The sequence below is a fragment of the Novosphingobium sp. HNCC26DJ243 genome (assembly GCF_057180545.1).
This window is the reverse complement of sequence record NZ_JBXUGN010000006.1, coordinates 180051-193521: the sequence shown is the minus strand read 5'-3', so window position 1 is coordinate 193521 and position 13471 is coordinate 180051. Positions and strand designations below refer to the sequence as shown.

18 protein-coding genes are annotated in these 13471 nt (G+C 63.1%); 1 reads left to right on the top strand and 17 read right to left on the bottom strand.

Translation table 11 applies throughout. The features are described from left to right. Nucleotides 1–91: 91 nt before the first annotated feature. The 3 genes from AC2A04_RS16140 to AC2A04_RS16130 form a co-directional block, all read right to left on the bottom strand. A complete protein-coding gene (locus AC2A04_RS16140) occupies nucleotides 92–1174 on the bottom strand; it encodes an OmpA family protein (protein ID WP_484213380.1) in 1083 nt (360 codons plus the stop codon). 192 nt (nucleotides 1175–1366) lie between these two features. Further along, nucleotides 1367–1825, bottom strand: coding sequence for a DUF2793 domain-containing protein (locus tag AC2A04_RS16135; protein ID WP_484213379.1), 459 nt, complete (start codon nucleotides 1823–1825; stop codon nucleotides 1367–1369). 19 nt (nucleotides 1826–1844) lie between these two features. After that, entirely contained in the window at nucleotides 1845–4031 is a 2187-nt protein-coding gene (locus AC2A04_RS16130) for a phage tail protein (protein WP_484213378.1), read from the bottom strand. Between the two features lie 8 nt (nucleotides 4032–4039). Here AC2A04_RS16130 and AC2A04_RS16125 point away from each other — a divergent pair, with 8 nt between their 5' ends. Beyond that, nucleotides 4040–4237: a hypothetical protein gene (locus AC2A04_RS16125; RefSeq protein WP_484213377.1), complete on the top strand. Its 198-nt coding sequence runs from the start codon at nucleotides 4040–4042 to the stop codon at nucleotides 4235–4237. Between the two features lie 54 nt (nucleotides 4238–4291). Here AC2A04_RS16125 and AC2A04_RS16120 read toward each other — a convergent pair whose 3' ends face one another. From AC2A04_RS16120 to AC2A04_RS16055, 14 genes are all read right to left on the bottom strand, one after another. After that, nucleotides 4292–4435 carry a hypothetical protein gene (locus AC2A04_RS16120; protein ID WP_484213376.1) on the bottom strand — a complete coding sequence of 48 codons (144 nt, stop codon included), beginning with the start codon at nucleotides 4433–4435 and terminating at the stop codon, nucleotides 4292–4294. After that, complete coding sequence (locus AC2A04_RS16115; protein ID WP_484213375.1) at nucleotides 4432–5247, bottom strand: DUF2163 domain-containing protein; 816 nt, start codon at nucleotides 5245–5247, stop codon at nucleotides 4432–4434. The genes AC2A04_RS16120 and AC2A04_RS16115 overlap by 4 nt, the downstream gene beginning before the upstream one ends. Next, on the bottom strand, nucleotides 5244–7580 hold the full coding sequence (locus AC2A04_RS16110) for a DUF2460 domain-containing protein (protein ID WP_484213374.1): 2337 nt from the start codon (nucleotides 7578–7580) through the stop codon (nucleotides 5244–5246). Before AC2A04_RS16110 ends, AC2A04_RS16115 begins: the two co-directional genes overlap by 4 nt. An 18-nt stretch (nucleotides 7581–7598) precedes the next feature. Then, the gene (locus tag AC2A04_RS16105; RefSeq protein ID WP_484213373.1) at nucleotides 7599–8180 is read right to left on the bottom strand and encodes a tail tape measure protein; all 582 of its coding nucleotides are present in this window, start codon (nucleotides 8178–8180) and stop codon (nucleotides 7599–7601) included. After that, entirely contained in the window at nucleotides 8170–8367 is a 198-nt protein-coding gene (locus tag AC2A04_RS16100; RefSeq protein WP_484213372.1) for a phage tail assembly chaperone, read from the bottom strand. Before AC2A04_RS16100 ends, AC2A04_RS16105 begins: the two co-directional genes overlap by 11 nt. Continuing rightward, nucleotides 8364–8678, bottom strand: a complete 315-nt coding sequence (locus AC2A04_RS16095; RefSeq protein WP_484213371.1) for a gene transfer agent family protein — start codon at nucleotides 8676–8678, stop codon at nucleotides 8364–8366. Before AC2A04_RS16095 ends, AC2A04_RS16100 begins: the two co-directional genes overlap by 4 nt. Beyond that, nucleotides 8678–9085: a phage major tail protein, TP901-1 family gene (locus AC2A04_RS16090; RefSeq protein WP_484213370.1), complete on the bottom strand. Its 408-nt coding sequence runs from the start codon at nucleotides 9083–9085 to the stop codon at nucleotides 8678–8680. The genes AC2A04_RS16095 and AC2A04_RS16090 overlap by 1 nt, the downstream gene beginning before the upstream one ends. A gap of 29 nt (nucleotides 9086–9114) precedes the next feature. Continuing rightward, complete coding sequence (locus tag AC2A04_RS16085; protein WP_484213369.1) at nucleotides 9115–9510, bottom strand: DUF3168 domain-containing protein; 396 nt, start codon at nucleotides 9508–9510, stop codon at nucleotides 9115–9117. A 4-nt stretch (nucleotides 9511–9514) separates the two neighbouring features. Next, a complete protein-coding gene (locus AC2A04_RS16080) occupies nucleotides 9515–9673 on the bottom strand; it encodes a hypothetical protein (RefSeq protein WP_484213368.1) in 159 nt (52 codons plus the stop codon). Further along, nucleotides 9670–10221: a head-tail connector protein gene (locus AC2A04_RS16075; protein ID WP_484213367.1), complete on the bottom strand. Its 552-nt coding sequence runs from the start codon at nucleotides 10219–10221 to the stop codon at nucleotides 9670–9672. The genes AC2A04_RS16080 and AC2A04_RS16075 overlap by 4 nt, the downstream gene beginning before the upstream one ends. A gap of 114 nt (nucleotides 10222–10335) precedes the next feature. Further along, the gene (locus tag AC2A04_RS16070; RefSeq protein ID WP_484213366.1) at nucleotides 10336–11487 is read right to left on the bottom strand and encodes a phage major capsid protein; all 1152 of its coding nucleotides are present in this window, start codon (nucleotides 11485–11487) and stop codon (nucleotides 10336–10338) included. Between the two features lie 81 nt (nucleotides 11488–11568). Continuing rightward, the gene (locus AC2A04_RS16065; protein ID WP_484213365.1) at nucleotides 11569–12015 is read right to left on the bottom strand and encodes an HK97 family phage prohead protease; all 447 of its coding nucleotides are present in this window, start codon (nucleotides 12013–12015) and stop codon (nucleotides 11569–11571) included. Then, nucleotides 12012–12320, bottom strand: coding sequence for a DUF6127 family protein (locus tag AC2A04_RS16060; protein WP_484213364.1), 309 nt, complete (start codon nucleotides 12318–12320; stop codon nucleotides 12012–12014). The genes AC2A04_RS16065 and AC2A04_RS16060 overlap by 4 nt, the downstream gene beginning before the upstream one ends. Next, the gene (locus AC2A04_RS16055; protein WP_484213363.1) at nucleotides 12317–13471 is read right to left on the bottom strand and encodes a phage portal protein; all 1155 of its coding nucleotides are present in this window, start codon (nucleotides 13469–13471) and stop codon (nucleotides 12317–12319) included. Before AC2A04_RS16055 ends, AC2A04_RS16060 begins: the two co-directional genes overlap by 4 nt.

Sequence of the window (13471 nt, the reverse complement as noted above, 5' to 3'; positions counted from 1 at the left end):
TCTGGCCTCCGCACGTGTGGACACGAGACCATAACGAAAAAGGGGCCGGATTGCTCCAGCCCCTTTTCCGAATATCGGTTTTAACCGATTATTACATGCCCGAACCCGGACCGTACGTGATTTCCACGCGACGGTTCTGAAGTTCGCGAACGCCGTCAGCGGTCGGAACGCGCGGATTGCTTTCGCCAAAGGCCTGGCTCGTGATCGAACCATCGGGAATGCCGTGGGTCGACAGGTACGAACGGACCGATACGTTGCGACGCTCGGACAGTGCCTGGTTGTACTTCACGGTGCCCGAACGGTCGGCATAGCCAGCCAGCATGATCGGAACGCTCATGCAGTTGCCGTATGCGGTAACTGCGTTGTCGAGGATCGTCGCTGCTTCCGGCGTGATGTCCGACTTATCCCAGTCGAAGAACACGATGTACGGACCCTTGTTGCAGACCGGAGCCGGCGGCGGGGGAGGCGGCGGCGGCGGGGGCGGCGGCGGCGGGGGAGGCGGCGGCGGAGCAGCTTCCTCGACCGGGGCAGCGCCACCGAAGTTATACGTCAGCGTGCCGAGCAACGAGTGCGAACGGAACTTGGTGCGGACGTTGGTGCCAGCGTTGTTCACCAGGTCGATGTGATCCTGGTTGAAGAAGCGATACTTAAGGCCCACGTCGATGTTGTCGCTGAGCGGTGCACGAATGCCGGCCAGCGCCTGCCATGCGAAACCGGTGTCCGAATCGACGACGTTGCGCGGAGTATCGTTGTAGATCACCCCGATCTTCGCGCGGCTTACGCCAACGCCGCCGCCGACGAAGCCCTGAATGCCGTCATCGGGCCCGAAGTCCAAAAGGCCGTTGACCATGAAGCTGAGAGCTTCAGCGCCGCCGCCCAGTGCACCCTCAGGCACAACACGCGAAACGGCGTCGTAAGAGCTCTCTTCGGCGCGGCGATAGCTGACTTCGCTTTCGAGGCGGAAGCCACCGAAGTCATAACCAACAATGCCACCGAAGTCATAGCCGGTGCGCGTGTCGAGCACGCCGTTCTGGTTCGAACCCAGCAGGTTCTCGATGTCTTCGACAATCATCGCGCCAGCATCGGCTTCGACATACCAGGAATCATTCCGAGCAAATGCCGGTGATGCCAAGGCAGTCGAGGCCAGGGCCACGCCCAGGACCAGTTTCCGCATTATAGTTTCCCCTTTAAGCGACATCATGCCACGTCGTGCAGTCTGTCTAACGGTTCCAAAGTGGTCATGCAAGCGGACAAACACACCAACTGTTGCATGAAAACAACGAATTGAAACCGTTGTGCCATACAAATAGTCAGCTGAAGACGCCCTCATGTGCCGGTGGAATGCTGCAGACGCGATATGGTTCCGTCAGTTTGCTGAAATAATGCCCGCCGCTTCGAGAGCATTCACCAACGCTGTCAGGCAGTTGCGCGCTTCTATATCCACTACGGTGCCACCGGAAGGCAGATTCGGTGAGGAAATCGGGGCCCAACCACCCGAGTAGTGGCGTTGGGATCCGATTGAACGGTCTAGAATCATCAGCCCGTCCTGAGGCACGAGAAACCGCCATCCACCCTCGGTCCATGCCGCCAGACTGTCGGCGTGACCGGCAAACGCGCCGGTAGGATCTGGGCCGACAATCCATGCTTGGCCCGATACCGGATTCGCCGGTTCGGCTGTCACGAGGCCTTCGACCGAACCGTAAAGCAACACATCGATCAGAGTCAGCGCTTCGTTGACCGTCACTTCCTTTTGCGACTGACCGGAGAAAAGGAGCGGAAAGCCAAATCGCGGCGTTACGGCCGAATAATTGAGTGGATCACTCATGGGTTGCCCTTTCTTCAAATCATGATGCGCGGAGGGGAATGGCCAGCGGGAGCGATTGCGACAAACGACCCAGTTGGCGCACTTCGAATGTTCCGGTCGGCATGCCGGCGCCGGTCAAAGGTTCGATTTCAAGCCTGGCCAAGCCTGTCTGCCAAACCTTTCTGAGTGTCCCGGGTGCAGTGAACGCAATTTCCCATGTCTCGGCGCTTTCGTTGAGCGGCACGTCGACTTCGTCCAGCCATCTCCAGCTCCCACGTGACCGGCGGGTCCATGACACTACGATCGAGCCGTTCGGCATTCGCACTGCCCTGCCATGAACGGGTGACAAGGGCCGCAGTGTCAGTCCCGGATTCGTCACGGGACTGACGACTGGCGTTGCATCGCCCAAGCCGATCGCGACGATTTCGGTCGTGGAGGCGTTCGGGATCAGGGAATGGTCCAGATAAACCAGGCGTTCGTCGATAATGGCGAACGGCTCTCCTGACTCGTGGCCTGTGACAGCCGCTTCGGTTCCGCCGCGACCGCGCAACAGATCGGCAAGCCGCCATCTCTTTGGGCCGATGCGCGTCGCACGTGCGAACTGGATCAATTCCGAGCCCAAGGCGGCGAGGTTTGCGCCCTGCACCAGCTGAGCCCAAGTCGCATCTGCGAGGAGGAAATCGTCCGAAGCAAGTTCCACCTCGACGAACCCGCTTCGATCAATCAGCAGCGGCGAAGCGGGAGGCAGGCTTACCATGGCAATGCCTGCGATTGCGCGTTGTCTTCCCGTCGCACCGGCCGGAAGCATCGTGCCGTCGGCCTGCCGTGCATAGAGCGTTGCCCCTGTCCAACCGCTGCCCGCTCCGCTTGCGGCGACCCGGTACGCGGCGCTGGCTCCGTCACCGCTGCCGTCCCATGGAATTTCGAATGCCGACATGATGGTCGGGGTGGCAATGAGGTCGGGCGCACGGTTCGATCGACCCGGGTCGGTCCCCACGTTTGCGGCGGTGGTAGGATGGACCAATGCGAGGTCGAGCATGACACCGTCGGCTTGCCACTCCCATTGGTCAATTCGCCAGACTCCGTCGACGACGGGATTGCGCACGATCGCGCCAGGAATGAACGCGGGGGCAATCTCGCTGATGCGATACCTCATCGAATCCTGTGCCACTGTCAGGCGCCATGCCGCGCGGTTGGCCAGATCTCGGGCTTCGTGCGCGGCCATAGCGGCAGGCAATTCGATGACATTGACGTCGCCGGGACCGCTGCGTCCGATGCTGCGTTGCAAGCCCGGCTGATAGTCGCGGGCGGTGTCGTAATAGCGCAGCGCGCACTGCCTTGCCGAAGGAAGCGATTCCCGCCTTCGCGACCATCCGCTTGTGCGAGCGTCTTCGGCGTTGTCGCCTCCCGCGACGGGGGGCGGAAGCAAAGGGAGCGTGCCTGCTGGCAGTGTTTCGGCCAGACGGAATGCGAGCGCGTCTGCTTGCACGCTACATGAGAGCGGCGTGACGTCGGACAGCGTCGATAGCACATCGCCGACGCTTCCCTGATCGATCGTGAAACCCGCGAAAGACGCCGTGGAAAGCCCATTGGCCAGTGCTCCGGGCAACAAGCACCGCACGATATCACTAATCGCAACACTGCCATCATCGGCGATTATCTCGAACGTAAGCGAGGGTAAGCGGTTGCCGTAATCGGCGAGCTCCAGGTCCTCGAACACCACATAGGCCAGGTTGCGATAGGCAGGGTTGAGCGCGCTTCCCTCGGCCTGCGCGAGGAGTGGATCTGCAGTTTGGTCGCCGAATCCGTTGTGGACCCGCATCTTGCCCCCGACCTTGAGATCGCCCGCTTCGCCGCGCAGCAGGTTGCCATCGGCCCAGATCCGTCTGATGCCCGCAATCGGGCGGCTTGCCAGTGCGACCGCGAATGACGCCGTATAAGTATAGGACGTCACCGAGGGTCGTCCCTTGCCTCCGCCGGATTTTTCCTTGTGTTCAACCAGTTCGGTCGCCCAGATTACGCTTCCTGACGATCGGATCGTGCCGAAGTGCAACGGCAGCGGGGAGCCGTAGCTGGACGTCTGGACCGACAACTCTTTGAGTCTCGGCCCCTGGACCTTGCGCGCAAACAGACTCGAATCGATCTGCTGGCCGATCAAGGCGCCGATTGCCCCGCCAAGGGGACCGCCCACGAGTGTGCCTACGGTCGACAGGATAAGCGTTGCCATGAGGTTCAATGATCCTTTTCGCCAAATCGCCATTGGCGGACGACAGGCCATGGAAGTGGCCCGGGAAGATAAGTTACCCGACCAAGCCCGGCATGGGCGTGGACGAAGCCACCTGGCACTGCGATAGCGAGGTGCGGCTGGACCGGATTTGCCATGCAGAGCACGACGTCGCCTCCGCTCTCGACGGAAGCAAGCCCGCTCCTTGAAGCATTTTCCAGCCACCGCGAGACCGACATGAGCCGTAACGAATAGCCCTCAGGTCAGTCGGGCCTTGCGCCCGTGCGCCGCATTGCTTCGGCAACCACGCCCACACAGTCGAGGCCTGTTTCCGGCGACCGGCCATGCAGGCGAAATGGTGAACCGACGAGTGTCATCGCGGCTTCGGCAAGGGACATATCTGTCATTGCGCTGGCGGGTAACGCGTGAGCAGGTCGTTACCTGGCAGGAATGGTTCACCCTGAAAGTTGGCCGCATTGGCAAAACGGCTGGAGCAGGTCGTAAGAGTGTGATCGCAGCCTTCACGCAGGATCAGCCGTAATCCAGCGACGATTCCGTCAGACATCGGACGATCGAGTCCCAGCCATTCGCCTTCAACCGACTGAACCCGAATCGGAAGACCTGTCTCCGGCCCATCGACGGCACGAATCCACCCGAATTCGAAGCTGGCAGGATCCGCAACGCCGATTGTGATCCACCGGCGGTCAGCTGAGATATCCAGCAGAAGCGCCTCATGCGAAAAGCGCGCCGGTGAAAGGGTGCATCCCTCTCCGCAAAATTCGGCCCTGCATGTTGGCGAAGTGCGCGGCACCACTTGGCGCGCCAGGTCTTGCTTGATCGACTGTAGTTCGGCGGAAAACTGTTCTCCCTCCCGGCCAACCGATCCTACCGTACCGGTGAACAAGGTCTCATGTTCGAGCGTTTCCCAATCGACCAATCCCATGGAAACGCGTGCGCCATCGAAGCGACCGGCAGACAGGTCATCTTCCCCGATCGCATCATGGCTGAGCGCGCCGGTTACTTCTGCGGAATCAGCTTCCAGGGTTGCCGTTCGTCGCACGGCTGACGGCACCATTCCAGGCGCAGTACGGTGACGCAGGCCCGCGAAAGTGAGATCGCGGTCGTGGCCCGTAAGGCCAAGCGCAACTCCGTCTCGCCGTTCAATCCGCCACCATACCGCCACCGTCTCCAGTGGCTCGCCAAACCAGGTCCGTGTCATGCGTCTTCTCGCAGTTCGACGAGCGGGACGCTGGGCGCTTCGCCCGCAGCGAATTCCGCACCTGAAACGTCGAGGCGATCCTCGGCAAAGCGTACCGGCACATCGAAAAGATAGCCGGCACGCACGACCGCGCTTGCCGGGGGAGCCACGGCGAAAGCGATTACTCCCAGCGGTTCCAGCGTGAAGTTGCTGGTCTCCACGCCGTCGACGCTGACGCGCACGGTATCGGTTCTAGGCCGCGTTATGCGGCGGCGCTGCGCGTCCTCGCCGTCACCGTAAAGCTTGACCAAGGCGAAGCGCGAAGTAGCACCGTCGCCGGTACCGATCATCTGGTCGGCGGGTGTCGCCGTCCCCGTCATGCCGTTTGAGCTGAAATCCGACGGGTCACGGAGACGAAAGCCGCGTGCCTGTCCGCGCCGTGCACGGAAGAACGCGATGAGCTCACCCAGTTCGGCTTCCGACCGGACGCCGGGCCCCACATCGAACTGAAGTCGCGCATCCGACCACAGGCTGTTGCGTCGCTCGAAGCCGGAGGCAGTGATGGTCACATTGGTTGAGAACTCGGGCGTGACCGATGCGTCTCGACCCAGTGCCAGCGGAAACAGGACATCATCGAAGGACTGCATGTTCTCGTCTCCTCGCGCATCGGGAAGGCGGACGTATCCGTCCCGCGAAACCTGGGGCTGCGCCCATACAAACGTCTCGGCCACACCAAGCGCGACTGCCTCGCTCGCGGCCGAATCGATCCGTTGCCACTCGCTTTCGGCATTCTGGGCATTGAGAACGAAGCCAGAGAGGTAGTGCTGCCGCGTGCGAGGGTAATTGAGTCGTGCTTCGGCAATGGCTCGCCCCTGCTTTCGCAGCGCGTCCTTGCCTGTGGTGACCCAATCGTAATCCTCAAGCTGCAACACGTCGAAAGCGGGAGACGCCCAGCCCGTCGGCAGGTTTGCACGCCGCGCCTCGGGCGTTGCGGGGTCGAGTACGGTCGGCAGGAAAGCAAGCAACAGCGTTTCGGCCCCTGCCGGGCCCGCCGCTGTCCTTACCGCCGTGGCAAGGTCCGCAGTGGATTGGGCAAGGATCGCGCCAGCCGCATCGAGCAGGTTCTTCTGGGTCGTTGTCAGCGTGGCGGAGAGGTCCGGTATATCCTCGGGACTGCCGCCAAGCGCGGCCTTTGCCGCATCATCATAGATGCAGATCCGCCGGTCAGCCGTTACCCACCACCACGGCTCGCCTACCTGATGGCGCACTGGAAGTCCGGCACTTTTCATCAGTTCGACAAGAGCAACGCCAACCTTGCGCACCCAGGCCATAGCCTGCGCATTGGCTGGCGAAAGCAAGGCCGAGGGTGGTGACCAGCCCGTTCGGCCAGCCTCGCCATTCCAGGCACGCTGCTGCCAGGCAGCAGGGCAATGCTGCGCCAGAACTTCGTACGACTGAGATGCGATGACCGTGTACCCCATGGCACCGGCTTCAGCCAAAAACGCCTTGTGCCAGGCGAGAGCCGCAGCGTTCATCGCCGGCAGTGCCGGATCGACAACGAAGCCCCCGGTGCCATCGGGCACGAGCGGGAAGAAGTGGCTCATGCCGATGTAGTGATTGATGCTCCCGCGATAGCCCAGGCCCCGAACCTGCCGCAGAAGTCGAGCCGGCGTCAGATTGTAGGCATCGTCATATCCAGTGCACATCGAAAGCCCGTGCGGAGGCACCATGACATCGCCGATCTCGAGCATTGGCTTGTGCCCTTCACAGCGCAATTGGGTAAGCTCGGCCCACCCGGTCGCAGCCGACGTGAACGCATCGGAACCAGACCCATAACCCGGCGGCACCAGCGAGATGAACAGCCGGTCGATATCCGTCACGTGGACCGGGTCGGCCTCCGCCGGCAGCAGGAAGCCGCCATTCAGCTCGGAAAATGGCAAGACCACCAACGCGTCCGTCGGCGATCCACTCGCGTAATTCCAAAGACGCACATACCAGGCACGGGCATTGCCGGCCGCATCCCTACCCTCGATCGTCAGCGTCGGCCCATTGACCGCATCAAGCGGCAGGACGCCTTCGGATCGCCAACGGAAGGAAAGCGTCAGGCGCGAGTAGTCACGCCGGGTATCATAGGCCAGCAGCGGATGATCCCAGGTGTCCTGTGATTCCCAGATCAGCCCTACGAGATCGTCCGCCTTCTGGAAAACCGTGTCGACGCGCAAGCCATCGGGCGCCGTCGTGACGACCGAGGCCATCGCTGGCCTGGGAAAGTTAACTGTCCAGAAGCGAGGGTCGAACCGCTGGATCGTGTCGGCGTGCTGCACCGTCCGGCGCTTGGCGAGCCAGTAGGTCATGTCGGGATCTCCGATGTGTCAGAAGTCGCTGAGTGCTCGGCGCACCGCTTGTGCAACCTGTCGCCCCGACCGGCGCAGGCTATCGGGCTGGCTGCTGCCCTGCGGGCTGACAATGCGGATGGAAACATTGACTTCCTTCCGCCTTCCGCCACCTTCCGAAGCCTCGACGCGCCCGGCGGACGTCGGCACAAACAATTCGGGGCCGCGTTCGCCGACCAGATATCCTCGGCCCGGTGCCACCGGCCCCCCCGTCGCACGACCCGGCAATCCGAAAATCGAGCCGACGAGTCCGGAGAGCAGTCCCCCGATCCCGCCAGATTGGCCAAGCCCCGTTGCACCACCCAGCGACCCGATACCTGCTTGAACAGCTTGCGCAGCAATATCACCGATCACATTCATCGCGATGCGCCGCAGGTCTTCAAAACCCATCGAGCCGCGCCGGATCGCGCCAAGCAGCCCGCGCTCCAGCGTGTCTCCGGCACGACCAAAGCCTTCCACCAGGATCGAATCGAAGCTGCCCCGCATCTGTGCAACGTCAGCCGAAAAGCCCGACGTATTGGCGCGCACGTCGATCATCAGCGTATCGAGTTCATCCGCCACGGTCTGCCTCCATCATTCTGTCCAGCGTGCCCTTGTCGATCGCGCCGCCGCCGGGCTGGTGCATTGCGGCAATCACCGAAGCGAATTCTTCCGGCGTCGCGGACCAGAACACCTCCGGCATCCAGCCCAGCAGCAACGCGGCCTGTCCGCTCATCCGCGCAGCGCCCATGCCGAAACTTTCAGTCACCCGGCGCCCTTCAGGATCTGTATGATCAAGGCGCGCAGCGGCGAGGTGCAGGCCGCGAGGCCTTCGCGAGTAACCGCTTCGGCAAAGGCGTCACGATCGAGTCCGTTGCGCTCGCGCAGGCAATGCCAGAACAGTCCGACCAGCTCGGCCAGGCGTAACTGACCAGCGCTTGCCCGTTCCACGAACGCGAACAGCGGCCCCAGTTCCTCTTCGGCCGCCGCCAATGCGCCGAACGTCGGTCGCAGGACCAGCGGCTGGCCGCCGATGACGATCACGGTCTCCCCGCGGTGCGGATTGGCTGCGTCCGGCATCAGACCTGCGCCACCAGGCCCGAACTTTCGAGCGTCATGGTATAGTTGCGCTCACCATTGAAATCGCCCGAATAGTCGAGCCGCTGCACAAGAAACTTGCCCCGCATCTTCTCGCCGCCTTCGAACGAAAGCTCGTAATCCGCGATCGTACCTGCCAGCGCATTGCCGCGAACCTGGCCCTCGGCCGCGCTGCCCAGAAAAATGCCCGCAGCACTGACCGTCACCGATCGCGTACCGGCGCCCGAAAGCAGTTCGCGCCACCCGCCGGAGTCCTTGCTGGTGATCACCACCGCTTCACCGTTGATCGACATCTGCGTCGTGCGCAGGCCTGCGACGGTGTTGTAGGTGGGCGTCGCGGCTCCATCGCTGATTTTCAGCAGGAACGCGCTTCCCTTTTGGGCTGCCATCGTTGTTTCTCCTTGGAAATATGGGAAAATCAGACCGCGAGCACACGCGCCCGGTATTCGAGCACAACCACCCGCACGGCCTCGCCACGCTGCTCGGCTCTGGCGCGGATCATGCCGACGCTGGCGATCCGGAAGCCGTTCGCGGACTGGTCGACAGGGAGGCTCTCGACGCGTGCTTCGATCGCCGCGACGAGCGCCGCTCCGCCGAGGGGGTCGTCACTGCGGAAATTCAGTTCCAGCGCCACGCGTATTTCGCGCCCCGCCAAGGTCTTGGTTCCCCAGTTTGTGCTCGCGCTCGTTGTAAGGGCCAGCCAGGGCAAGGCAGTGCGCGAAGGCGTTCCCTCGACTACCGCGTTGAGGGCGTCGGCCAGTGCGGGATCGCTTGCCAGCCATTCGATGAGTGTGGCTCGGAATGGAATTTCCATTGGTTCAATCCTGTCCGAATAGGGGCCACAGCAGGTTGGCCTTGCGCCAGCGACGAGCGTCGCGACGACGTGCGACAAGCACCGCCCGGGCTTGCGCCAGCGCCCATGCCTTGTCAGTCAGGCGGCCGGCGATCTCGCCGATATTGCTCTCGGCTCTGATCATGCCAGTCGCATCCTGCGCCAGGGGCGCCACAGCGCCGCGACCACCGATGGCGGCAAGGATGCCGCTTTGCGATCGTCGTCGCGGGCACGGTGCTGATGCGCGCATAGCCGGATCACGCCGTGGCGAATCGCATCAGGAAGGCTTTCCCAGTCGCTTGCAATTCCTGCGGAATAAGTCACGGCAACGCGGGTCTGCTCTATCGGCTTGCGCAGGCGGACCCGGCCTGTGCCGTCCGCCGCAATGTCGAATTCATAATCCGATGCTGCCAAGGCGATACGTGTGCCAGTCAGGTTCACCGCCACCAGCGCCGTGATGGCGCGTACAGGCCGCGCGGAGAGGGTTTGCCATTCGCTGCTGGCCGTGAGCGTTTCCTCACAACCGGATTCGAGCGGCATTTCACCGGTGAACCCTTCGCAAACATCCAGCGCCGTTCGCAGCAGCGCGATCAGTTCGGCATCATCGGCAGACCGGGAAATGCCCAGCCAGGCCTTCAGTTCGGTAAGCGCCGCCGAAGACAGGGCAGGCGGTGCGACAATTGCCCGCATCATGGCAATCTCCGGTCCGTTATTGGGAAGAGGGGCGCCCGCGGCAACAAGGGGAAGGTAGCCGCGGGCGCAGTCGGTGCGCGCCCGTCAGGGGGAGGAGGCAGGGCGCGCGCCCGATCAGACCGCGATCTTCAGCAGCTTGATCGCGTCGCTATCCAGCACCTGACCGCCGATGCGGCGCGTGGCGTAGAACTGGACGTAAGGCTTGTTGGTGTAGGGATCGCGCAGGATCGTGGTCTGGCGACGCTCCGCGATCAGGTAGCCGGCCTTGAAGTTGCCGAACGCAATCGGGAACTGGTTTGCGGCAACGTCGGGCATGTCTTCGGCCTCGACCACAGGATAGCCCAGCAGGCGGTCCGGCTGACCTTCGACAAGGCCCGGCTGCCACAGGAATGCACCATCGGCGGTCTTGAGCTTGCGCACCGCAGCCAGCGTGGTCGAATTCATGACCCAGGCAGCACCCTGACGAAGAGGCGCCTTGAGCTGGCAGACGAGATCGATCAGCTTGGCTTCCGGCGTGCTGTCAAAGCCCGTGGCGTTGCCGGAACCAATGAACTGAAGCGAACCGAATGCGCGGGTATTGTCGCCCGCTGCGCTCATCGTCGCGGCGAGGAAGCCCTTGGGCTGGTTGGTGCCGGTACCCGAGATGAACGCTGCACCTTCCGCGCGGGCGAACTCGGTTGCGATCTCGTTCGCCAGCCAGCTTTCGAGGTCGAAGACCGCATCGTCGAGCATGGCCTGCGTTGCCGAGGGGTTGGCATAAAGCTCGCCCGTAGGCGGCACGATCTCGGCCAGCTTCGGGCTCGCGGTTTCCGGACGTGCACCCGTCTCGCTGACCCATCCCGAGGCCGTTCCGCCGGTTGAAATGAGACGGCGGAAGCCGGAAGTTCCGGTCTTGACCACGTTGGCGATCGCGCGGATCGGACTGATCTCGACCATGCGGCGCGCAATCATCTGGTCGATCTGCTGCGGCACGGCGTAGCCACCATCGGCGGCCACCACACCGGAGAGCGATTTCAGCTCGGTCTCCCGACCATGGCGGAGGTAGCCATCGACAAAGCCCTTCACTTCCGGCCCTTCGGTCAGACCGGAACCGTCAAGCAACGGGCGGACCGCTGCAGCGCGGCCAACCTTCTCGAGCCGGCCTTTCACTTCGTCCACATCGCTGCGCAGGATTGCCAGCGCGGCGTCCTGCGCTTCCTGGCGCTCGACGATGTCGAACGATCCGGTCAGCGCATCGGCCTTGGTTTCAAGGTTCAGATTATCCATGGGGCACAACGTCCTTTCTGCATCAAGAAGGCCACCCCATGGGGTAGCCGCGGGGTAATTCTGGTCGTCGTCGAGAGAATTTCAGGCAGCCTCGGCGGCGGCCGTCTCGAGATAATGGACGCGGGCAAGCGGCTGCATCGGCCGGGTGACGAGGCTCACTTCCATGATGTCGAGGTCATGCAACTCGCGTCCTGAAGGCAGCGCCCGCCCCTGACGCACGCGATACCCGAATGAAAGTCCGTCCACCGCGCCGTCCTTTAATGCGCGGGCCGCAGCCGATTGCGGTTCTGTAATCGTTGCAACCACGCGCAGACCGCGTTCGTCCTCGTTCGCCAGATCAATCCAGCCAATCCGCTGGTCGGGCCGGTGCTGCCACAGCAATGGCAGGCGCAGGCCTTCGGCCAACCGCCGCTCAAGGCTCGCTCGGAAAGCGCCGGGACGGATCGTGTCGCCACCGCTGTCGCGTTTCCCGAAGATTGCCGCGTAACCGGCAAAGCGCATTTGTGGCTGAGGGAACGGCGTTGTCATCGCACGAGATCTCCCGAGCCGAACCGCACCGCGATCGCGAACAGCAACAGGGCCAGCACTGCGCGAACCACCCAGCCCACCGCCGCCTTCCAAGCGCTCGCCTTGGCATCGCGCCAGGCGCTCAGGAGTTGGCGCAATTCGGCAAGATCATGGTGCGCGCTCTCGTCGGCGAGCCCCATCCGGGCCAGCACGCGCGCCGCGCCAAGATCGCTTGCTTCCTCCACGATGGCGCGCAAAGTGACGAGATCGCCGCCTTCACCCTCGGCCTGCGCGATCAGCCGCGCCAGCATCTCCTCGCGCGTCATGCCGCGAGCCCCAGCATTGAGCGCTTCTCGGCGTCCGACAGAAAATCGGCGGCCGTGACCTGGCTCCACAGGCGCTCGCGATCTTCAGCAAGAGCTGGCACGCGATCAAGATCAATGACAAGCTTGGCCTCGCCGAACCATGGTGCCAGCCCTTCGGTCAATGCTGACAGGATCTTGCCCGCAACCGGCAGCAGCGTCAGGCGCCACAAGGCACGATTGGCCTCGCGGTAATTGGCGAACGTATTGTCGCCCGGTATTCCCAGCAGCATCGGCGGTATACCGAAAGCAAGCGCGATGTCCCTCGCTGCTGCAGCCTTTAGCGTCGCGAAGTCCATGTCGGCCGGCGAAAGCGCGAGACTCTGCCACTTGAGGCCACCTTCCAGCAGCATCGGTCGTCCGGCGTTGACCTGCCCGGCATAGGCCTGGGTCAGTTCCGATTTGATCCGCTCGAATTGATCGGCCGAAAGCGCCGCGCCCGGTTCGCCCGGATCATAGACCAGCGCGCCCGATGGCCGCGCCGCGTTTTCCAGCAGCGAACGGTTCCAGCGCGCTGCTGCATTGTGGATGGCCACCGATTCCTCGGCCGCCTCCAGGCAGCCCGCGCCGTAGTGGTCGTCTACAGGATGGAAGTGCTTCACATGGATCAGGTTGGGCCGCCCAAAATCGTCGAGAGCCTCGATCCGCAACGCCTTTTCGCCGACCTTGTAGGCAAAGGCTGCAGGCCAACCTGCTGCATCAGGCAGGATCGTCACCCGTTCCGGCCGCAGCGCAAACAGTTCCGCCGGGTTGCCATCGACGTCGCGCAGAACCTGCACATAGCCATTGCCGTGAAGCATGAGATGCGCCGCGAGCGTTTCGAGCAGCGGTTGGCCAGCACTCGTCTCGTTGACCAGCGCCAGCAGTGCCGGATCGGACGCGACGACAGGTGCGCCACCGATCCCTTCTGCAACCAGTCGCACCGCGCGCTGCGCCACCGGATTCTTGAGGTAGGCCTCGCGGATCGCCACCGGATAATTGATCGGCCCACGTGACGGTTCGCCATGCCAGTCCGAGGTTGCGATCCAGGGCGAAACGAAGCTCCGTCCCAAAGGCGCGCGGGGAGTCACCGCCTCGCCCTTGAAGGCCGCGGCCAACGATTGAAAGAACGACAT